At 74.1% G+C, this 21,300-nt stretch carries 17 protein-coding genes; 10 read left to right on the top strand and 7 right to left on the bottom strand.

Annotation, left to right across the window (positions count from 1 at the left end; genetic code table 11):
- The first annotated feature begins 27 nt into the window (after positions 1–27).
- Complete coding sequence (locus tag ACFQ80_RS11115; RefSeq protein ID WP_430551065.1) at positions 28–1,389, top strand: class II 3-deoxy-7-phosphoheptulonate synthase; 1,362 nt, start codon at positions 28–30, stop codon at positions 1,387–1,389.
- Between the two features lie 18 nt (positions 1,390–1,407).
- On the opposite strand, the gene pknB is transcribed toward ACFQ80_RS11115, so the two are convergent.
- Complete coding sequence (gene pknB, locus ACFQ80_RS11120; protein ID WP_430563697.1) at positions 1,408–3,459, bottom strand: Stk1 family PASTA domain-containing Ser/Thr kinase; 2,052 nt, start codon at positions 3,457–3,459, stop codon at positions 1,408–1,410.
- Between the two features lie 48 nt (positions 3,460–3,507).
- Here pknB and ACFQ80_RS11125 point away from each other — a divergent pair, with 48 nt between their 5' ends.
- On the top strand, positions 3,508–3,939 hold the full coding sequence (locus ACFQ80_RS11125) for an Rv2175c family DNA-binding protein (protein ID WP_430563698.1): 432 nt from the start codon (positions 3,508–3,510) through the stop codon (positions 3,937–3,939).
- 34 nt (positions 3,940–3,973) lie between these two features.
- Here ACFQ80_RS11125 and ACFQ80_RS11130 read toward each other — a convergent pair whose 3' ends face one another.
- A complete protein-coding gene (locus tag ACFQ80_RS11130; protein WP_430551068.1) occupies positions 3,974–5,080 on the bottom strand; it encodes a polyprenyl synthetase family protein in 1,107 nt (368 codons plus the stop codon).
- A 49-nt stretch (positions 5,081–5,129) separates the two neighbouring features.
- Positions 5,130–5,765, bottom strand: a complete 636-nt coding sequence (locus ACFQ80_RS11135) for a hypothetical protein (protein ID WP_430551069.1) — start codon at positions 5,763–5,765, stop codon at positions 5,130–5,132.
- A gap of 169 nt (positions 5,766–5,934) precedes the next feature.
- Between ACFQ80_RS11135 and ACFQ80_RS11140 the strand changes: the two genes are divergently transcribed.
- The 3 genes from ACFQ80_RS11140 (at position 5,935) to ACFQ80_RS11150 (ending at position 9,554) form a co-directional block, all read left to right on the top strand.
- Positions 5,935–7,227, top strand: a complete 1,293-nt coding sequence (locus ACFQ80_RS11140; RefSeq protein ID WP_430563699.1) for a DUF4192 family protein — start codon at positions 5,935–5,937, stop codon at positions 7,225–7,227.
- Between the two features lie 9 nt (positions 7,228–7,236).
- Entirely contained in the window at positions 7,237–7,593 is a 357-nt protein-coding gene (locus ACFQ80_RS11145; RefSeq protein WP_430563700.1) for a universal stress protein, read from the top strand.
- A 344-nt stretch (positions 7,594–7,937) separates the two neighbouring features.
- A complete protein-coding gene (locus ACFQ80_RS11150; RefSeq protein ID WP_430563701.1) occupies positions 7,938–9,554 on the top strand; it encodes an RNA polymerase sigma factor in 1,617 nt (538 codons plus the stop codon).
- 106 nt (positions 9,555–9,660) lie between these two features.
- Here the strand turns inward: ACFQ80_RS11150 and ACFQ80_RS11155 are convergent, their stop codons facing one another.
- Positions 9,661–11,088 (bottom strand): FAD-binding oxidoreductase, encoded by a 1,428-nt coding sequence (locus tag ACFQ80_RS11155; protein ID WP_430563702.1) that lies wholly within the window; start codon positions 11,086–11,088, stop codon positions 9,661–9,663.
- 137 nt (positions 11,089–11,225) lie between these two features.
- Here ACFQ80_RS11155 and ACFQ80_RS11160 point away from each other — a divergent pair, with 137 nt between their 5' ends.
- Complete coding sequence (locus ACFQ80_RS11160) at positions 11,226–12,815, top strand: SpoIID/LytB domain-containing protein (protein WP_430563703.1); 1,590 nt, start codon at positions 11,226–11,228, stop codon at positions 12,813–12,815.
- Positions 12,816–12,911: 96 nt separating this feature from the next.
- On the opposite strand, the gene ACFQ80_RS11165 is transcribed toward ACFQ80_RS11160, so the two are convergent.
- Positions 12,912–13,127: a DUF7455 domain-containing protein gene (locus ACFQ80_RS11165; protein ID WP_429729875.1), complete on the bottom strand. Its 216-nt coding sequence runs from the start codon at positions 13,125–13,127 to the stop codon at positions 12,912–12,914.
- Positions 13,128–13,261: 134 nt separating this feature from the next.
- Here ACFQ80_RS11165 and ACFQ80_RS11170 point away from each other — a divergent pair, with 134 nt between their 5' ends.
- From ACFQ80_RS11170 to ACFQ80_RS11185, 4 genes are read left to right on the top strand one after another with little or no spacing between them, the layout of a single operon-like run.
- Positions 13,262–15,388 carry a type IIA DNA topoisomerase subunit B gene (locus tag ACFQ80_RS11170; RefSeq protein ID WP_430551075.1) on the top strand — a complete coding sequence of 709 codons (2,127 nt, stop codon included), beginning with the start codon at positions 13,262–13,264 and terminating at the stop codon, positions 15,386–15,388.
- 59 nt (positions 15,389–15,447) lie between these two features.
- A complete protein-coding gene (locus ACFQ80_RS11175; RefSeq protein WP_430563704.1) occupies positions 15,448–15,867 on the top strand; it encodes a DUF4430 domain-containing protein in 420 nt (139 codons plus the stop codon).
- Entirely contained in the window at positions 15,864–16,478 is a 615-nt protein-coding gene (locus ACFQ80_RS11180) for a DUF6580 family putative transport protein (RefSeq protein WP_430551077.1), read from the top strand. The genes ACFQ80_RS11175 and ACFQ80_RS11180 overlap by 4 nt, the downstream gene beginning before the upstream one ends.
- Before the next feature lie 43 nt (positions 16,479–16,521).
- Positions 16,522–16,884 (top strand): DUF2200 domain-containing protein, encoded by a 363-nt coding sequence (locus tag ACFQ80_RS11185; RefSeq protein WP_430563705.1) that lies wholly within the window; start codon positions 16,522–16,524, stop codon positions 16,882–16,884.
- A gap of 38 nt (positions 16,885–16,922) precedes the next feature.
- Here the strand turns inward: ACFQ80_RS11185 and ACFQ80_RS11190 are convergent, their stop codons facing one another.
- Entirely contained in the window at positions 16,923–17,582 is a 660-nt protein-coding gene (locus tag ACFQ80_RS11190; protein WP_430563706.1) for a GNAT family N-acetyltransferase, read from the bottom strand.
- A 68-nt stretch (positions 17,583–17,650) separates the two neighbouring features.
- A complete protein-coding gene (metH, locus tag ACFQ80_RS11195) occupies positions 17,651–21,226 on the bottom strand; it encodes a methionine synthase (RefSeq protein WP_430551080.1) in 3,576 nt (1,191 codons plus the stop codon).
- Positions 21,227–21,300 lie beyond the last annotated feature (74 nt).

The raw sequence follows: 21,300 nt of genomic DNA on the forward strand, positions 1-21,300 counted from the left end.
GACCCGCAGCCAGAGGAAGAAGCCCGCATGACCACCGCCGTCGACACCCCGCCCGGGAGCGACCCCGAGGGCCTGGACCGGTTCCGGACCCTCGAGGCGCGCCAGCAGCCCGTGTGGCCGGACGCCGAGGCGCTCGCGGCGGTGGCGGGCCGGCTCTCGCAGGCCGCGCCCCTCGTGGTGCCGGCCGAGGCCCGGCTGCTCACGGAACGCCTCGCCGCCGCGGGCCGCGGCGAGGCGTTCCTGCTGCAGGGCGGGGACTGCGCGGAGACGTTCGCCGACGCGAACGCGACCCGCATCCGCAACAAGATGCGCACCATCCTGCAGATGGCCGTGGTGCTCACCCACGGCGCCAGCACGCCCGTGGTGAAGATGGGGCGGCTGGCCGGGCAGTACGCCAAGCCGCGCTCGTCGGACCTCGAGACCCGCGACGGCGTGACGCTGCCCGCCTACCGCGGCGACATGGTCAACGGGCACGAGTTCACGACCGCGTCGCGCACGCCCGACCCGCGGCGGCTCGAGCAGGCGTACCGGATCTCGTCCGCGACGGCGAACGTGGTGCGGGCCTTCACCCAGGGCGGCCACGCCGACCTGCGGCGCGTGCACGAGTGGAACCGCGGGTTCATGCGCAACCCCGCCTACGCGCGGTACGAGCGCACGGCGGCGGAGATCGACCGGGCGATCCGCTTCATGGAGGCCTGCGGCGCGGACTTCGACGCCCTGCGCTCCGTGGAGTTCTACCTCAGCCACGAGGCGCTCATCCTCGACTACGAGCGGGCGCTCACCCGGGTCGACTCCCGGTCCGGCGAGGCGTACGCGACGTCGGCCCACTTCCTGTGGATCGGCGAGCGCACCCGCCAGCTCGACGGCGCGCACGTGGAGTTCCTGTCGCGTGTGGCCAACCCGATCGGGGTCAAGCTCGGCCCGACGACGTCGGCCGACGACGCCCTCGCGCTGGCCGCGCGGCTCAACCCGGGCAACACCCCGGGCCGGCTCACGTTCGTCACCCGGATGGGCGCCGGCAAGGTGCGCGACGTGCTGCCCGAGGTGGTCGAGAAGGTCACCGCCGCGGGCGTGGCCGTCACCTGGGTGACCGACCCGATGCACGGCAACACCATCACCTCCGACAGCGGCTACAAGACGCGCCGGTTCTCGGACGTGCTCGACGAGGTCACCGGCTTCTTCGAGGTGCACCGCGCCCTGGGCACGGTGCCGGGCGGCCTGCACATGGAGCTCACCGGTGACGACGTCACCGAGGTGCTCGGCGGCAGCGAGGAGATCGACGACGCCGGGCTGGCGCTGCGCTACGAGACGCTCGTCGACCCGCGCCTCAACCACCAGCAGTCGCTCGAGATGGCGTTCCGCGTGGCGGAGATGCTCACGAGCTGGTGACGCGCCCGACGGTGCGGCTCACCAGACCGTCAGGGTGACCGTGCTGCCCTTCGGGGCCTTGCCCGTGGTGTCCTGGAACCGGACGGTGTCGAGGATGCCGCCCAGGTAGGCGTTCTCGTCGACCTTGAAGCCCGCCTTCTCTAGCGCCTCGCGCGCCGGCCCGGTGTGCTTGCCCACGACGTTCGGCACCTCGACCAGGGGCGGGCCCTGGGAGATCGTCAGCGTCACCGTGTCCGTGCGGTGCGCGGTGGCCCCCTCCTTCGGGTCCTGGGCGAGCACGTGCCCCTTCGGGACGTCCTCGGAGTACTTCGGGTCGGCCAGCTCGACGACGAGCCCCAGGCCCTCGAGGTCGGCGACGGCCGTGTCCTTCTCCTTGCCCACCTCCTGCGGCACCTGCACCGGGGCGGGGCCGTCGGAGACGGTGAGCGTCACGACGGTGTCGTGCCGCTGGCGCGAGCCCTCGTCGACCGACACGTCCAGCACCTCGCCGCGGCCTGCCTCGTCGTCGTACGACCGGGCGGGGTCGCCGACGGTGAAGCCGGCGTCCTCCAGGGCGCCGGTGGCGTCCTCGTGGTCGGCACCGACCAGGTCGTCCGGCACCGTGAGCATCTGCACGCCGCGGGACACGACCAGCTCCACGGAGCCGTCCGTGCGCACCCGGTCGCCGGGTGCGGGCACGGTCGTCACGACCGACCCCTGCGGGACGTCGTCGTCGAAGGCGCGGCTCGTCGTGGTGCCCAGCCCGGCGTCCTCGAGCACGGCGCGGGCGTCGTCGGCAGCCACCCCGGCGACCCCGGTCGGCACCGAGGTCCACGCGCCGGGACCGTCCGCGAACCACCACCACGTGCCCAGCCCGCCGCCGGCGAGCACCAGCACCAGCGTGAGGGTCCACGCGACCGCGCGACGACGGCGGGAGGGACGCCGGTAGGCCTCGGTGGGCTGCTCGACCAGCAGGTCGGTGGGCTGTGCCGGCGCGCTCGCCGACACCTCCTGGAAGAACGCCGTCGGGATCTCGTCGACCGCGTCCGTCCCCGCGCTGCCGTCGTCCTCGCCGTCGTCGGGCGGTGCGTCGCCGGTCCCGGGCGAGCCGCCCGGACCCGCGGCGTCGGAGGGACCGGTGCCGGCCCCGGGCCGCTCCGCCCGTCGCGCGAGCAGGGCGTCGTCGAGCGACGAGCGCAGCGCCTCGACGGCCGCGAGGGCGGCACCTGCGTCCGGCGGGCGGCGCTGAGGGTCCCGCGCCGCGAAGGACGCGACGAGCGCGTCGACCTCGGCGGGGAGCCAGTCCACGAGCGCGGACGGGGCCGGGAGGTCCTCGTGCACGTGGTGGAAGGCGACCTGGATCGGCGTCTCGCCCGCATAGGGCAGCGTGCCCGTGACCAGCTCGTAGGCGAGCACCCCGACCGCGTAGACGTCGGTGCGGGCGTCGCAGGTGCCGCTGGTGATCACCTCGGGCGCCAGGTACGCGACCGTGCCCAGGACGGTTCCGGTGGTGGTCGTGGTCACCTCGGTGACCGCGCGCGCGAGGCCGAAGTCGGCGACCTTGACCCGTGCGCCCGGCACGGTGCCGCCGGCGGAGTCGTCCTGGGGGCCGTCGGGGGCGGCGTCGTCACCGACGACGAGCACGTTCTCCGGCTTGACGTCCCGGTGGACCAACCCCTTGCGGTGCGCGGCGGCGAGGGCCGCGAGCACCTGCGCGACGACGTCGAGGGCGCGGCCCAGGGTGAGGGCGCCCGACGCGTGCAGCTCGCGCCGCAGGTTGGTGCCCGGCACGTACTCCATGGCGAGATAGCTGGTGTCGCCGTCGACGCCCTGGTCGTAGACCGCGACGACGCCGGGGTGGGTGAGGCGGGCGGCGGCGCGCGCCTCACGGCGGAAGCGGGACACGAAGGCGGCGCCGTCCACGCCGTCCGCGAGGTGCGGGTGCATCACCTTGACGGCGACCTCGCGGTCGAGCCGGCGGTCGGTGGCCCGGTACACCGTGGCCATGCCCCCTCGGGCGACGCGCGCGACGATCTCGTACCGCCCGTCGACCAGGCGGCCGAGCATCGGGTCGGTCGTCGTGATGGCCACGCGACGAGTGTAGGGGCGCCCGGTTCGGCAGGCCCGTAGGCTGGTCCGGTGAGCGACACCACCACGCCGGAGCCCGGCGCCCCCGCCTCCGGCAGCACCGACGACCGCACCGACGACCGCACCGCCCTCGAGTCCCTCGTGGACGAGTGGCTCACCCTGCCCGACGTGGCCGAGGCCCTCGGGACCGAGGTGAGCAAGGTGCGCGGCCTGGTCTCGGAGCGCTCGCTGGTGGGGATCAAGCGGGGCGAGCGGAACACGTTCCAGGTGCCCGCCGCGTTCCTCGTGACCGACGACGGGGCCCCGCACGTGCTCCACACGCTGCGTGGCACCGTGCTGGTGCTCTCGGACGTCGGGCTGGACGACGCCGCCATCCTGCGCTGGCTGTTCGAGACCGAGCCGTCGATCGGCCGCACCCCGATCGGGGAGCTGCGCGCCGGTCGTCGGGCCGAGGTGCGTCGGGTGGCGCAGGCGCTGCTCTGACGCCCGGTCCCTCGGTCTGAGGGCGGCCGGAGGGTCAGGCCGCCCGGTCGACGGCGGCCCGCGCGAGGTCCAGGAGGACCTCGCGCCCGGGCTCGGCGAGCGGGGCCGCCGACAGCGCGTCCAGCGCGCCGTCCGCGAGACCGTCGATGAGGGTCTCGACGCCGTCGAGCGCCCCCGAGCCGGCGATGATCCCGCGCAGCCGCTCGACGGTGGCGGCGTCCAGGGCCGGGTCGCCGAGCCGTGCGACGACGAGGTCGCGGTCGCCCGCGCCCGCGGCGGCCAGCGTGCGCGCCACCAGCACCGTGCGCTTGCCCTCGCGCAGGTCGTCGCCGGCGGGCTTGCCCGTCACGGACGGGTCGCCGAACACGCCCAGCACGTCGTCGCGGAGCTGGAACGCCTCCCCGAGCGGCAGCCCGGCGTCCGAGACGGCCGTCACCCGCGCGGGCGACGCCCCCGCGAGGACCGCTCCGAGCACGAGCGGGCGCTCGACCGAGTAGCGCGCCGACTTGGCGCGCAGCACGTCGCGGGCGCGCTCCTCGTCGGCCGCGGGGTCCAGGCCCCAGGGCTCGGCCTGCACGAGGACGTCGAGGTACTGACCCACGACCACCTCGGTCTGCATGGCGTCGAACAGCGCGCGGGCCGCGGCCGCGCGCTCCGCCGGCAGGTCGGCGACGGCGGCCGCGATCTCGCGCTGGCACGCCACGAGGCACAGGTCGCCGAGCAGGATCGCGGCGGACGTGCCGAACCGCTCGGCCGAGCCCGCCCAGCCCGCGGCGGCGTGCCGCGCCTCGAACGCGCGGTGCGCGGTGGGCTCGCCGCGGCGCGTGTCCGACGCGTCCATGACGTCGTCGTGCAGCAGGGCGGCGGCCTGGAACAGCTCGAGTGCCGCACCGGCCCGCACCACCGCGTCCCGCTCGGGGCCGACCGCGGCGCCGCCGTGGGCCCGGTAGGACCAGTAGCAGAACGCCGCCCGCAGCCGCTTGCCCCCGCGCAGCAGCACGGCGGCCTGGTCGGTCAGCGCGGTCGCCGCGGTGCCGATCGAGGCGACCTCGCGGGCGAGGGCGTCGAGGTGCTCCTCGACCCTGGCGTCGACGTCGGTGCGGAGGTTCTCGAGGTCGACCAGCGACGCGGCAGTGGGCATGCCGACAGCCTATGCGCCCGGTCGGGAGGTCCCGACGGGGCGAGGCCCGTCAGCCGACGACGACGGAGCCGCTGACCGTCACGAGGCGGCGCTCGCCCTCGTCGAGCACGCCGAGGGTGACGGACTCCACGACCGGTCCCGCGTCCTTCTTCCCCTTCGGCGTGCTCTCGCGGCCGAAGGTGGTCTGGGCGGTGAGGCCGGACAGGCTCGACGTGCCGGACTCCTCGAAGCCCGCCTTGCGCAGCCGCTTGGCGAGCTGGTCGATGACCTCCTGCGTGCCGCGCTGCGTGGCGAGGTTGAGGGTGACGTCGGTGAGGCCGCCCTCGCCCGAGGTGGCCGAGCTGGCGAGCACCGTCGCGTCCTCCGGGGCCCCGAGCAGCTTCTCGGGGAACCCGTCGGCGTACCCGCCGACCGTCGTGTCCGGGTCGAACGTGGGCAGGGCTGACGCGTCGCCCGGCCCCGCCTCCGGAGCGGGTGCCTCGGTCGCGCCGCGCACCCCGACCCCGGACCCGTCCTCGCCGGTCGCGGCGACGTCGTCGTCCGGTGCCCCGGCGTCGCCGAGCAGCCCGCAGCCGGACAGCGCGAGGAGCGCGGTGAGCGCCGCGGCGCCGACGCCGCGGGCCCCCGCCGCGGGTGCGGGACGCGACCGGGCCGCGCGGCGCGGAAGGCGGGGGAGCGAGGGCACGGCGCCTACCGTAGCGGCCCGCTGTGCCCCGCTCGCACGTCCGGACGGGCGGGACGCCGCGGACGTCGCGCGGCGACGCAGGCCACGGAGCCTGCCCCCAGTCGGGCGCCGTCCACAGCAGGGCACGCCAGCGGCGCAGGGGCTCGAGCGGTGCCCTGGGATCGGACCCATGGACGCCGCATATGCCACCGATCGCGCCGGGGAGCCCGGCCTCGCCTTCGACACGCCCGTCGTGCTCCGCTCCTCCCGTGACCTGCTCGCGGCCGTGCCGTACCTGCTGGGGTTCCGGCCGCGGGAGTGCGTGGTCGTCGTCGCCGTCACCGGGGAGGGCCGGGTCGGCCTCGTCGTGCGGACCGGACCGGCAGACCGCGGCGAGGCCTCCGGAGGCGACGTCGCCGAGGGGTGGGGCCGCACGGACGTCGTCGCCCGGGCGGTTGCCGGGGTCGGGGCCCGCCTGGCGCTCGTCGTGCTCTACACGGCGTCCCCGCCGGACCAGGCCCGGGCGCGCGAGGCAGCCGGGGTGGCGGCGCTGGCGGAGTCGCTGGGCCCGGCGGTCGACGTCGAGGCCTGGCTGGTCGGCCCGGACGGCTACCGCGGCCTCGACTGCGTCGATCCTGCGTGCTGCCCGGCGCGAGGGCGGCCGGTGGGCGAGCTCGAGCACGGAGAGGTGGGGGCGGCGTTCGTGGTCGCCGGGCGGGCGGTCGCCGACACGGAGCAGGAGGCGCACCGGGTGCGCGCGCTGCCGGCGAGCGTGCGGGACCGAGTCGCCAAGGCCGCCGGACGCGCGGCGCGGGCGCGCGAGGCGGCAGGTGACACGACCCGTGCGGCGCCTCGTGGGACGGCCCGTGACGAGCTGGGGCACTGGCGTGCCGAGGCCTACGGCGTCTGGTGCGACCTGGTGCGCCAGGCGGCGGCGGAGCTGCGCACGTGCCCGGACGGCGACGTCGAGCTCCCCGCAGCACGACTCGGCCGCCTGGCGGTGGCGCTCGCGGACGTCAGGGTCCGCGACGCCGTGCTGCTGTCGTTGGTCCCGGGGGCGCGCGAGGCGGCGGACCGGACCGCCGGGGCGGGCGGGGACGCCGCCGTCACGCGCGACGTGGAGGCCGCCACGGCCCGAGCGATCGCCCGGGTGGTGGACCCGAGGGTCGGGGTACCGCCGGACGGGGCGACCGCCGACGCGGCCCGGCTCGTGCTGGAGCAGCTGGTGGGAGGCGCGCCGCGGCGGTGGCACGCGCCGCCCCTCGCGCTGCTGGGCTTCCTGGCGTGGTGGCGGGGCGACGGGTGGCTCGCGGCCCGCCGCGTGCGGGAGTCCGCGCGCCAGGACCCGACCTACCGGCTGGCCGCGCTCGTGGCCGGCGTGCTGGAGGCCGCGGTCCCGCCCGGGTGGGTGAGCGCGGCGCGGGGGCCCGCTGTGGAAGGTGCGTCCGGTGCGGTCGGTGTGACCTGGCCGACCGTCGGGTAGCGTGCCCCCATGGCGATCGTCGTCGGACTCCTGAGCACGGCCGAGGGACAGGCGGCGCTGGCCGCAGCGAAGCGCGAAGCGCGGGAGCGGTCCGTCCCGCTCACGGTCGTCGTCGCCCGGGACGACGGCGGGCCCGAGAGACAGGCGGTCGAGGACGACCTGGCCACCTCAGGGCTCGTCTACTCGGTGGTGGGCGGAACAGGTGACCTCGCCGAGGATCTGGTGCGCACGGCGCAGGAGGCGGGCGCCGAGCTCATCGTCGTGGGCCTGCGCAGGCGCAGCCCGGTGGGCAAGCTGATCCTCGGGTCCGGCGCGCAGCGCATCCTGCTCGAGGCGCCCTGCCCGGTCCTGGCGGTGAAGCCGTGACGACACGCGCGGCGACCCGCGCGGCCCTGGAGCCGTGCGGTGTGACGCTCGCGACCGTCCTCGGGCGGTCCGGCGCGAGCACGGGTGAGCTCCGGGGGCGCCGTGCCGCCCGGAGTTTCGCCCGCCGTTCCGCCTGTGCGACCGGGAATCTTCGCGCCGCCCCGTACGTTGAGCCAGGACCGGGGAACGGACGACGTGGGTACGGGACTGGGCGCAGGAGCCCGTGGTGCCCTTCCGTCGCTGATGTCGCCGGTACAATAGAGGTGTCCGCCTGAGCCACGACAGTCCGAGTCGGAGGCCTTGACGGCGGTGCACCGTCCCCTCGAATGCCGAAAGGTCGGTTTGTGGCGTCCACTGCGCAGAACCCTGCACTTCCCCGCGAGTTCGAGCACCCTGCCCTGCAGGGCCTGCTCGCTCGAGGCACCGCCGACGGCCGGGTCGACGCCGAGAGCTTCCGCGCTGCCTGCGAGAACGCCGCGGTGGCGGACCCGAAGCGTCTGAAGGCGGTCCTGCGCGCCTTCGCGACCGCCGGGGTGGAGATCGGTGTGCCCACGGCCACCAAGGTCGCCGCTGCCAGCGCCGGCCGGAGCACGACGACGCGTGCGAAGGCGCCCGCGGCGCGGTCCGCGAGCCCGGTGAAGACCTCGACCGTGACGACCTCCGCCGTGAAGTCCGCCGCGTCGACGGACGACGAGCCGGCCGAGGCGACGACCGCCAAGAAGCCGGCGGCGAAGGGCGCGTCCACGAGGTCCGCAGGCACCAAGACCGCCGCGGCCAAGGGCGCGAAGCCGACGCGTGGCCGCAAGGCGGCGTCGAAGGACGAGCCCGGTCCCGACGACGTCGAGGACGTCGAGCTCGACGACGTGAACGACGCCGAGGACGAGCAGGAGAACGAGGCCGCCGCCAAGGGCGGCAAGGCCACCGCCGCCGCAGGCAAGGGCAAGGGCGAGGACGAGGAGACCGGCTTCGTCGTCTCGGACACCGACGACGACGACCAGCCCGCGCAGCAGGTCGTCACGGCCGGCGCGACCGCCGACCCCGTCAAGGACTACCTCAAGCAGATCGGCAAGGTCGCGTTGCTGAACGCTGAACAGGAGGTCGAGCTCGCCAAGCGCATCGAGGCCGGCCTGTTCGCGGAGGAGCGCCTGTCCAAGGACTTCGCCGCCTACGACAAGACGAAGGCGAGCGCCGACGAGCGTCGGATGTACCGCGACCTGCGGTGGATCGCGCACGACGGCAAGCGCGCCAAGAACCACCTGCTCGAGGCGAACCTGCGTCTCGTCGTCTCCCTCGCCAAGCGCTACACCGGCCGCGGCATGCTGTTCCTGGACCTGATCCAGGAGGGCAACCTCGGTCTGATCCGCGCGGTCGAGAAGTTCGACTACACCAAGGGCTACAAGTTCTCGACGTACGCGACCTGGTGGATCCGGCAGGCGATCACCCGCGCGATGGCGGACCAGGCCCGCACCATCCGAATCCCGGTGCACATGGTCGAGGTCATCAACAAGCTGGCCCGCGTGCAGCGCCAGATGCTCCAGGACCTGGGCCGCGAGCCCACCCCGGAGGAGCTCGCCAAGGAGCTGGACATGACCCCCGAGAAGGTGGTCGAGGTCCAGAAGTACGGCCGCGAGCCCATCTCGCTGCACACCCCGCTCGGCGAGGACGGCGACAGCGAGTTCGGCGACCTCATCGAGGACTCCGAGGCTGTCGTCCCGGCCGACGCCGTGAGCTTCACGCTGCTTCAGGAGCAGCTGCACCAGGTGCTCGACACCCTCTCGGAGCGCGAGGCGGGCGTCGTCTCCATGCGCTTCGGCCTGCAGGACGGCCAGCCCAAGACGCTCGACGAGATCGGCAAGGTCTACGGCGTCACGCGTGAGCGGATCCGCCAGATCGAGTCCAAGACCATGTCGAAGCTGCGGCACCCGTCGCGCTCGCAGGTCCTGCGCGACTACCTCGACTGAGCCTGCACGGCTCGGCCCATGCGGCCGCGCCCGCAGCACGCGAGAGCCCCGGTACCGGATCGGTACCGGGGCTCTCGCACGTCCGGGACGACGGTGACGGCCGACGTCAGGCCGCCGGGGTGCCGTCCACGACGTCCCACCGGGCCGACGGGGCGAGCACGCCGTGCGGGTCGAGCCGCCGGCGCAGCGCCACCAGGCGCTCGTAGGCCGGGCCGTAGGCGCGGTGCACGAGCGACGCGCCGACGTCGTCGCGCGGCCCCGCAAAGTTCACCAGGGCGCCGCCCGTGCTCCACGGCGCCATCGTCTCGCACACCCGCTGGAGCTCGTCGGCCACGTCCGGGGGGCCCACGGGGGCGGCGAGCGCTCCCAGGAACACCGTGTAGGACGCCTCGCGGCCGGCGACGGCGTTCGGCACGCCCGCCGGCCGGGCGACGGCGCCGCCCAGCAGCCGGATCTCCGCGGCGAGCACGGGGGAGTCCGGAGGCACGGCGCCGAGGAAGGCGTCGACCGCGTCCTCGTCCAGCGTGTGCAGGAGGCCGCCGCGGTCCACGAGGGGCATCGGGGCGTCCGGGTCGGCATGCACCTCGCCGATCCGCGCGTACGGCAGGTCGCCGACCGTGTCGAGGATGGGCGTCGCGACCTGCCGCAGCGTGTCGACGAGCGGGTCGGGCGCGGCGAGCTCGCCGTGGCGCACGTACCGGACGACGAGCACGGCGCGGCCCCGCAGCGGCTCGGGGACCTCCGGCAGCGGAGGCAGGTTGAGCCGGGCCACCGACGTCGAGACCTCCTCGGGAAGGGAGGCGGTCTCGGCCCGCCAGCGGTGGAGCACCGCAGGCGCGTCGTCGACGTCGAACCACAGCGTGCCGGCCCGGACCGTGTCGAGCGGGAAGAGGTCGAACGTCATCGCCACGACGACGCCGAACGACCCGCCGCCACCGCGCAGCGCCCAGAAGAGCTCTTCGTGCTGCGTCGGCGTCGCCGTGACGAGGTCGCCGGCCGGGGTGACCACGTCGATCGCGCGGACGTGGTCGGCGGCGAAGCCGAAGGTGCGAGCCAGGGGGCCGAGCCCGCCGCCGAGCGTGTAGCCGACCACCCCGACGTGGGGCGACGAGCCGCAGAGCCCGCCCAGCCCGTGGTCTGCGCCGGCGGTGAGCACCGCCTGCCAGGGGACGCCGGGCCCGACGGTCGCGGTGCGGGCGACGGGGTCGACGACGAGGGTGTCGAGGGCGGACACGTCGAGCAGGACGTCGCCGGCGCCGGTCGCGGCGGCGCTGTGGCCCGTGGAGCGGACTCCGACGCCGAAGCCGTGGCCCGCGGCGGCGCGGACCGTCGCGACGACGTCCTCGGGCGAGGCCGCCCGCACGACGAGCGCGGGCCGGTGGGCGAGCGCGAGGTTGAAGCCGGGGAGCGCGGCGTCGTAGGCCGGGTCGGCGGGCAGGGCCGTGGTGCCGTCGAGCGCGCGGTCGAGCTGGGCCGCGAGGGCGGCGGCCCCGTCGAGGTCGCGGTCGGGGGCGGCGGGAGCGGAGCTGGACATCGGGGACTCTCCTTCGGTGGACGGTGCCGAGAAGAGAGAGACGGCCGCGCGCCGGCGATGACGGTCGGTGCCCCGGGCCCCCGGGTGAACTGTGGGGGTCGTTCCCCTGGCCTGGGTCGATGTGGCAAGGTGTCCGCGTGCTCCAGACCACGACCCTCCCCGGGCGGCCCCGGGTCGTCGCCCTGCTCGCGCTCGTCGTCGCCCTGGCGCTGTCGCTCGCCTCGGTGCTCGTGGCGCCCCCGGCGCAGGCGGCGACCTGGTCGCTGACGGGCTCCGGCGGGGGGACGACGACGGCGGCGACCGGAAAGTCCCTCACGGTCCGCTACCTCAAGTCCGGCAAGCCCGTGCAGGGCGCGACGGTCACGCTGCAGCGCAAGACGGGGACGTCGTGGGTGAAGGTCCGCACCGTGCGGACCGGGTCGACGGGCCGCGTGTCGACCACGGTGAAGCCCACCGCCTCGACGACGTACCGCTTCCGGACCAGCCACGCCACGAGCGGCGGTGTCACGGTGCTCGTGGTGCCGGTGCGGTTCGCGATCTCCGGCTCGGGCTCGGGGCACGGCGTCGGGATGGCCCAGTGGGGCGCCTACGAGCAGTCGCGCTCGGGCCGTACCGCGGCCCAGATCCTGGGCTACTACTACCCGGGCACCACCGTCTCGACGGCGAACGACCCCCGGACCACCCTGGACGTGCAGGTGCTCGGACCGCCGTCGGACAGCCGGACCACGACGGTGCTGGCGGTCGGCTCCGGCGCCTGGCGGCTCAAGGACCCGACGGGCGCGGTCGTGGCGAGCGGCGGAGCCTCGGAGAAGGTGACCGTCGGCGTCGCGTCCGCGGGGGTCACGGCCAAGGTGACGAAGGGCGGTACGACGACGAAGAGCGTGTCCGCGCGCTCCAGCCTGACCTACGAGTGGTCCGGCACGCGGGACTACCAGCCCACCGGGACGAAGGCGGTCGCGACCGTGGCCGGCGCCCAGGGGACCTACCGCAACGGACGCCTGGTGGTGACGAAGCGGTCGAACCGGCCGAACGTCGTCAACCAGGTGGTCATCAACACCGAGTACCTCTACGGGCTCGACGAGATGCCCTCGGGCTGGGGCGCGAGCAGCAACCGCGGTGCTGCCGCCCTGGAGGCGCAGGCCGTCGCGGCGCGCAACTACGCGATCGTCGAGAAGGTGAAGGGCCTGAAGTCCACGTGCGGCTGCCACGTCTACGACGACACCCGCTCGCAGCACTACACCGGCTGGAAGAAGCAGGGCGGGAGCTGGGGGAGCGCCTGGGTCGCGGCGGTGGACGCCACGGTGCAGGAAGGCACGGTGACCGTGCTGCGCGACGCCGAGGGCGGATTCGCGGAGACGCCGTACTTCGCGTCGACCGGCAGCGCGGGAGGTCGCCGCGGCACGGCGACCAACACGGAGGTGTTCGGGACTGCGGCACTGCCCTACCTCGTGCACGTGGCCGACACCTCCTCGGCCAAGGCGCCCGGCAACCCGTACCTGACGTGGAGCGACTCGATCACGCAGGCGAAGGCCCGGTCGGTCTTCGGCCTCGCGTCGGTGCGCTCGATCGCGGTGACGTCGCGGTGGTCGAGCGGCCAGGTCAAGACGCTGACGGCCACCTCGGCCCTGGGGACGAAGGTGTCGCGGACCAAGACGGCGGACGGGTGGCGCACCACCCTCGGCGTCCCGGGGTCGTGGGTCGGCTCGTTCTCGGGCCGCAGCAGCTGATCCTCGCCGGCCACGACCGTCATCCCGCGCACGACGCACGAGAGCCCCGCACCGGACGGTGCGGGGCTCTCGTGGGGTCGGTGTGCTGCGCCGGGGTCAGCGCGCCCCGTGCTCCTCGTGGAGCCGGTCCGTCTCGTCCTGGACGTGGACGGCGACACCCTGGTAGGCGTCCGCGTGCGCGCGTGCGTGGTGCCCGCAGAAGAGGAGCTCTCCGACAGGCAGGACCACTCGCACGTACGCCTGGGCGCCGCAGCGGTCGCAGCGGTCGGCGGCGGTCAGCGGCTGGGTCGGTTCGGTCGTCGTGGTGCTCACATGACCATCCAACCAGACAGGTGGCCCGGAGCATCCCCGACCCGGGCCGGGTTCGCTCCGGGCATAGCGGCGTGGAGCACACCCGGCGGCGTGGGTCGACGGTACAGGCGTTCGAATCGTCTACCCTCGTTCCCGTGACAGCCACCTCCGAGTCCGGGTACACCGCGCGCCACCTGTCGGTCCTCGAGGGCCTCGAGGCGGTGCGCAAGCGCCCCGGCATGTACATCGGGTCCACCGACTCGCGCGGCCTCATGCACTGCCTGTGGGAGATCATCGACAACTCGGTCGACGAGGCCCTCGGCGGCTTCGCGACCGCGATCCGCGTCGTGCTGCACGCCGACTCGTCGGTGACGGTGGAGGACGACGGCCGCGGCATCCCGGTGGACGTCGAGCCCAAGACGGGCCTGACGGGCGTCGAGGTGGTCTTCACCAAGCTGCACGCGGGCGGCAAGTTCGGTGGCGGCTCGTACACGGCGTCGGGCGGCCTGCACGGCGTGGGCGCCTCGGTCGTGAACGCGCTCTCGGCGCGGCTCGACGTCGAGGTCGACCGCAGCGGCAAGACGTACGGGATGACGTTCCACCGGGGGGAGCCGGGAGTCTTCGGGGACCCGGCCTCCGGCCCGTCGCCGGAGTCGCCGTTCGAGCCCTTCGTGTCCGGGTCGGAGCTCGCGATCGTCGGCAAGGCGAAGCGCGGCGTCACCGGCACGCGCGTGCGCTACTGGGCCGACCGGCAGGTGTTCCCCAAGACGGCGGTGTTCAGCTACGACGAGCTGGTCACGCGCGCGCGCCAGACGACGTTCCTGGTGCCGGGCCTGAAGCTCACGGTGCGCGACGAGCGCGGGTTGCCGGGCACGCCGGGGGAGTCGGGCCCGCACGAGGAGGTCTTCCAGCACGACGGCGGCGCGGTCGACTTCGTCGAGTTCCTCGCGCCCGACGCACCGGTCACGTCGACGTGGCAGCTCAAGGGCAGCGGCCACTTCACGGAGACCGTGCCGGTGCTGGACTCCCGCGGCCACATGTCCCCGCAGGAGGTGCAGCGCGACTGCGAGGTGGACGTGGCGCTGCGCTGGGGCGGCGGGTACGACACGGAGGTGCGCACCTTCGTCAACATCATCGCGACGCCCAAGGGCGGCTCCCACCTGTCCGGCTTCGAGCAGGGTCTGCTCAAGACGGTGCGCAAGCAGATCGAGACGAACGCGCGGCGACTGAAGGTCTCCACGAAGGACGCGGCCGAGCGCATCGAGAAGGACGACGTCCTCGCGGGCCTCACCGCGGTCGTCACGGTCCGCCTCGCGGAGCCGCAGTTCGAGGGGCAGACCAAGGAGGTGCTCGGCACCGCACCCGTGCGGGCGATCGTCTCCCGCGTCGTCGAGAAGGAGCTGGGCGCCCTCCTCACGTCGTCCAAGCGGGACGAGAAGGCGCAGTCGGCGCTGCTGCTCGAGAAGGTCGTGGCCGAGATGCGCGCCCGCGTCACGGCGCGCAAGCAGAAGGAGATCTCGCGGCGCAAGAACGCCCTCGAGGCGTCGTCGCTGCCGGCGAAGCTCGCGGACTGCCGCAGCGACGACGTGAACCGCAGCGAGCTGTTCATCGTCGAGGGCGACAGCGCCCTCGGCACGGCCAAGCTGGCGCGCTCGAGCGACTTCCAGGCGCTGCTGCCGATCCGCGGCAAGATCCTCAACGTCCAGAAGGCGTCGATCAGCGACATGCTCCGCAATGCGGAGTGCGCCGCCATCATCCAGGTGCTCGGGGCCGGCTCCGGACGGTCCTTCGACCTCGACGCGGCCCGCTACGGCAAGATCGTGCTGATGACCGACGCCGACGTCGACGGCGCGCACATCCGCACCCTGCTGCTCACGCTCTTCTACCGCTACATGCGTCCGATGCTCGAGGCGGGCCGCGTGTTCGCCGCCGTCCCGCCGCTGCACCGGGTGGAGGTGCTGGGCAGCGGCCGACGCAAGAACGAGTACGTGTACACGTACTCGGAGGCCGAGCTCACCGCGACGCTGAAGAAGCTCGACCGTGCCGGCCGCCGGTACAAGGAGGACATCCAGCGGTACAAGGGGCTGGGGGAGATGGACGCGGACCAGCTCGCCGAGACCACCATGGACCCGCGGCACCGTACGTTGCGCCGCGTCACGGTGGAGGGCGCCGAGGCCGCGGAGCGGGTGTTCGAGCTGCTCATGGGCAGCGACGTCGCACCCCGCAAGGAGTTCATCGTCGCCGGGGCGAGCACGCTGGACCAGTCGCGGATCGACGCCTGACCTCGTCCGCATGGCGGCCCGAGCGGCGGGTGCGCCCCGGTGATGGGTACCCTCTGGCCGTGAAGACCGCAACGCGCCGGACGGCGCCACGACTGCTCGTACTCCTGCCCGCACTGGCCCTGACCTCGGGGGTCGTCGCCGGGTGCTCGGAGGGCGGCTCGTCGGACGGCGCGTCGCCGTCGGTCTCCGCATCGGTGGATGCGACCGAGCAGGTGGCCGAGAACGTCGGCAAGTTCTCCTACGAGGGCGAGGACGGCAAGACCGCTCTCGAGCTGCTGGAGGAGAAGGACCCGGACGCGCAGGTGCAGGGCGAGGGCGAGAACGCCTTCGTCACCGCGATCCGCGGTCGCGAGGCCGACCCGGAGACGGAGTTCTGGGGCCTGTACGTCGACGACGAGATGGCCCAGGTCGGCGCGGGCTCGCTCGAGACCAAGGACGGGCAGACCATCACCTGGAAGCTCGAGGAGATCGAGCAGTGACCGCCGTGACCTCGCGCCTGGAGGCTCCGCTGGCCGCCCGCGAGCTCGTGCACCGGTGGTGGCGGCCCGCGCTGGCCGTGCTGCTCGTCGCGGGCGCCGTCGTCTGGCGGCTGGTGAAGACCGATCTCGGCGCGCCGCCGAACCTCGAGCTCTCGACCGCGGCGGCGTTCGCCGCCGCGGGGCTGCTGCGCCACCGGCTCGCGATGCTCGCGCCGTTGGTCGTGGTCGCGGTGAGCGACGTCCTGCTCGGGAACTCCTCGGTGCTGGTGTTCACGTGGACCGCTTGGGCCGTGATCGGCGTCGGCGCCTGGTGGGCCGGCCGCACCCGGGGTGGCGCGGGACGCCTCGTCGCCGCGCTCGGCTTCGGCGTCGGCAGCTCCCTGTTCTTCTACCTGTGGACCAACGCGGGCGTGTGGTGGCTCGGCCGGGGCACGTTCTACCCCGCGGGCCTGGACGGGCTGCTGGCCAGCTACGTCGCCGGGCTGCCCTTCCTGCGCCCGATGCTGCTGGGCAACCTGGTGCTCGTGCCGCTCGCCGCGGGTCTCGTCGCGCTCGTGGCACGGCTCGAGCGGGCGTCCGTGCCGGGCGTCGGCGCGGTCGCCGCGCGATAGCCTCGACGGGAGCACACCCGACCGCCACGACAGGAGGCGACCGATGCCTGCCGACCGGATCCGGCGGATGCCCTTCGCCAGCGTGTACCCGCTCTACGTGCAGAAGGTGGAGCGCAAGGACCGCAGCACGGACGACCTCGACCGCGTCCTGACCTGGCTCACGGGCTACGACGACGGCGGCCTCGAGAGGGCCGTCGCCGACGAGGTGGACCTGGAGACGTTCTTCGCCCAGGCGCCCGCGATGAACCCGAACGCGTCACTCATCACCGGGGTGATCTGCGGTGTGCGCGTCGAGGACATCGACGACCCGCTGATGCAGCAGATCCGCTGGATGGACAAGCTCGTCGACGAGGTCGCCAAGGGCAAGAAGATGACGTCCATCCTGCGAGGGAGCGCGGCCGCCTAGCCTGTGGCCGGCGATCGATCGACGGCGCCGGTCCGGGATCAGCGGCGCGGCAGGCGCATGCCCATGGTCAGCCCCCACGGGTGGTGCTCCAGCGTGCGGAAGCCCAGGTGCTCGTAGAAGCCGATCGCGCGCACGTTGCGCCCGCCGACGCCGAGGTGGATGCCCGGCGCACCGGCCGCGGCGACGGCGTCGAGCACCGCCTCGAGCACGCGGCGTCCGCGGCCGCCGCCCTGCGCCTCGGGCAGGAGGTCCACGTGGAGGTGCGCAGGGAACTCGTCGAGCCACGGCGCCGTGGTGCGCGACGGCGCGTGGATCGCGCGCAGCAGCGGCGCGTCCGGCGACGCGTCGTCCTCCGCGGGGGCGGCGTACCGCCGCCGCAGCGCCGGCCACCAGCTCTCCTCGCAGCGGCGCTCGAAGTCCGCGGTGCTCGCCGTGGCCACGCAGTACCCGAGGGGCGTGCCGTCCTCCCGCCGCAGGACGCGCGCCAGGTCGGGCTCCAGCTCGAGGTACGCGCCGAGGTAGACGTGGCCGAGCAGGTCGCCGTCGGCGTACAGCCCGGTGGCGTCCTCGCCCGAGTCGCCCGTGCGCAGGCACACGTCGTAGAGGGCGTCGCGGTCGGTGGGCCGGTAGCGGTCCACGGCGATCGCCTGGTGGGGCCCCGTGGGCATGACGTCCTGACCGGTCTGCGGCGTGCTCATGCTCGTATCGTCCCTGGTTGCGCGCCCGACGTCGAACCTGGTCGACCCGACAGAGCACGCCCCAGGACTCACACCGAGAAGTACTTCGCCTCGGGGTGGTGGAAGACGAACGCGTCGGTGGACTGCTCGGGGTGCAGCTGCAGCTCGTCGGACAGCGTCACGCCGACGCGCTCCGGCCGCAGCAGCTCGACGACCTTGCGGCGGTCCTCCATGTCGGGGCACGCGGGGTAGCCGAGGGAGAACCGCGCGCCGCGGTACTGCAGCTTGAAGAGGCCCTCGACGTCGGTGGGCTCCTCGCCGGAGAAGCCGAGCTCGTCGCGCACGCGGGAGTGCCAGAACTCGGCGAGCGCCTCGGTGAGCTGGACGGACAGGCCGTGCAGCTCCATGTACTCGCGGTAGGCGTTCGCCTCGAAGAGCTTCGCGGTGTGGCCCGAGACGGTGTCGCCCACGGTGACGAGCTGCACGGGCAGCACGTCGAACCGGCCGGTCTCCTCGGCGAACGACCGCGGCCGCACGAAGTCGGCGAGACACAGGTGCCGGTCGCGGCGCTGGCGCGGGAAGTGGAACCGCAGCCGCTCGGTGCCCGGCTCGCCGCCGGAGCCGCCGTCGGGCCCGTCGTGGTGCGCCACCACGACGTCATCGCCCTCGGACCACACGGGGAAGTACCCGTACACGACGGTCGGGTCCATGATCTGGTCGGTGCGCACGCGCTCGAGCCACGCGGCCAGCCGTGGCCGGCCCTCGGTCTCGACGAGCTCCTCGTACGAGGCACCGTCCTCGCCTCGACCGGGCTTGAGCCCCCACTGGCCCATGAACGTCGCACGCTCGTCGAGGAACGCCGCGTAGTCGGCGAGCTGGACGCCCTTGACCACGCGGGTGCCCCAGAACGGGGGTTCGGGCACGGGGTTGTCGGCGGCGACGTCGGAGCGCGCCGGCAGGTCCTCCGGCGCCGTCTCGGTGACGGTGACGACGCCGTGCCGGCGCTTGCGGAGCGCGGGCAGGCCCACGGACTCCGGGTCGGCGCCGCGCGCGATGGCGACGAGCGGCTCCATGAGCCGCAGCCCCTCGAACGCGTCCTTCGCGTACCGCACGGTGCCGGGGAACGCGGAGGCGAGGTCGTCCTCGACGTACGTGCGGGTGAGGGCCGCGCCGCCGAGCAGCACGGGCCAGCGCTTCTCCAGCCCGCGGGAGACCAGCTCCGCGAGGTTCTCCTTCATCACGACCGTCGACTTCACGAGCAGGCCGGACATCCCGATGACGTCGGCGTCGTGCTCCTCGGCGGCCTCGATCATCGCGCTGACCGGCTGCTTGATGCCGATGTTCACGACCGTGTAGCCGTTGTTGGTGAGGATGATGTCGACGAGGTTCTTGCCGATGTCGTGCACGTCCCCGCGCACGGTGGCCAGCACGACCGTCCCCTTGGAGCGGTCCTCGCCGCCCTCGACCTTCTCCATGTGCGGCTCGAGCAGCGCCACCGCGGTCTTCATCACCTCGGCGGACTGGAGCACGAACGGCAGCTGCATCTGGCCGGAGCCGAACAGCTCGCCCACGACCTTCATGCCGCCCAGCAGGTGGGTGTTGACGATGTCGAGGGCCTTCATGCCGTCGGCGAGCGCCTCGTCGACGTCCTCCTCCAGGCCCTTGCGCGCGCCGTCGACGATGCGGCGCTCGAGCCGTTCGCCGACGGGCAGCGCGGCGAGCTCGGCGGCGCGCTGGTCGCGCAGGGCGGTGGCGTCGACCCCCGAGAACAGCTCGAGCAGGTGCGCCAGCGGGTCGTGGACGAGGTTGCCCTCGTCGTCGTAGCGGCGCCGGTCCCACACCAGGTCCTCCGCCGCCTCCCACTGCTCGTCGGGGATGGCGTTGCGCGGCAGGATCTTCGCCGCGTGCACGATGGCGGAGTCCAGGCCCGCCTGCGTCGCCTCGTGCAGGAACACCGAGTTCAGCACCGTGCGTGCGGCCGGGTTCAGGCCGAACGACACGTTGGAGACGCCGAGCGTGGTGTGCACGCCGGGGAAGCGGGTGGTGATCTCGCGGATCGCCTCGATCGTCTCGATGGCGTCGCGCCGCGTCTCCTCCTGGCCCGTCGCGATGGGGAAGGTCAGGGCGTCGACGATGATGTCGTCCACCCGCATGCCCCAGTCGCCCGTGAGCTGCTCGACGAGGCGGGTGGCGATCGCGACCTTGCCGTCCTTGGTGCGCGCCTGGCCCTCCTCGTCGATGGTCAGCGCGACGACGGCGGCCCCGTGCTCCTGCACGAGCGGCATGATCTTCGCGTAGCGGGAGCCCGGGCCGTCGCCGTCCTCGAAGTTCACCGAGTTCACGACGCCGCGCCCACCGAGCAGCTCGAGCCCTGCCTGCAGCACGGCCGGCTCGGTCGAGTCGATCACCAGCGGCAGCGTGGAGGCCGACGCCAGCCGCGAGACGACCTCGCGCACGTCCGCCACGCCGTCGCGCCCCACGTAATCGATGCAGACGTCCAGCAGGTGCGCGCCGTCGCGCGTCTGGGCGCGCGCGATGTCGACGACGTCGTCCCAGCGGCCCTCGAGCATCGCCTCACGGAACGCCTTGGAGCCGTTGGCGTTGGTGCGCTCGCCGATCGCCAGGTACGACGTGTCCTGGCGCAGGTCGGTGTGGGAGTAGAGGGACGCGACGCCGTTCTCGCGCTGCGGGTCCCGGGCGGGCAGCTCCCGGCCCCGCACGGCCTCGACCACCTGGCGCATGTGCTCGGGCGTCGTGCCGCAGCACCCGCCGACCAGGCCGAGCGCGAACTCCTGCACGAACTGCGTGTGCGCGGCGGCGAGCTCCTGCGGCGTCAGCGGGTAGACGGCGCCGTGAGGTCCGAGCTCCGGCAGGCCCGCGTTGGGCATGCAGGTGACCGGCACCTCGGAGTGCCGCGCGAGGTGGCGCAGGTGCTCGCTCATCTGGTCCGGGCCGGTGGCGCAGTTCAGGCCGATCGCGTCGACGCCGATCGCCTGCAGCGTGGTGAGCGCCGCGCCGATCTCCGAGCCCATGAGCATGGTGCCGGTGGTCTCGACGGTGACGGAGACGATGACCGGCACGTCGCGGCCGACCTCCGCGATCGCGTCGTGGCAGCCCGTGACCGCCGCCTTCGCCTGCAGCAGGTCCTGGCTGGTCTCCACCAGCAGCGCGTCCGCGCCGCCCTCGAGGAGCCCGGCCGCCTGCTCGGCGAACGTCGTGCGCAGGTGCGCGTACGTGGTGTGGCCGAGGCTCGGCAGCTTGGTGCCCGGGCCCATCGAGCCGAGCACCCAGCGCGGGTGGTCGGCGGTGGCGAAGGCGTCCGCGCGCCCGCGGGCCAGGGCGGCGCCCGCCCGGGCGAGCTCGCGGATCCGGTCGTCGATGCCGTAGTCGGACAGGTTCGACCAGTTGGCGCCGAAGGTGTTGGTCTCGATCGCGTCGACGCCCACCTCGAGGTACTCGTCGTGCACGGCGCGGATGATGTCGGGCCGCGACACGTTGAGGATCTCGTTGCAGCCCTCGTGCCCCTCGTAGTCCTCGAGGGTGGGGTCCGCGGCCTGGATCATCGTGCCCATGGCCCCGTCGGCCACCACGACGCGCGTGCGCAGGGCCTCGCGCAGGGCGGTGGAGCGGGCGTCGGCGGCGGCGGGGTCGAGCGTGGTCGTCACCCGTGCAGCGTAACGGCGCGCGGCGCCGCTCGGACGGCGCGTCCACCGTCGCGAGCGGGCCCCGCGGGCCCGGC

It is taken from the genome of Isoptericola sp. NPDC056578 (assembly GCF_042793275.1).
GTDB lineage: Bacteria > Actinomycetota > Actinomycetes > Actinomycetales > Cellulomonadaceae > Isoptericola.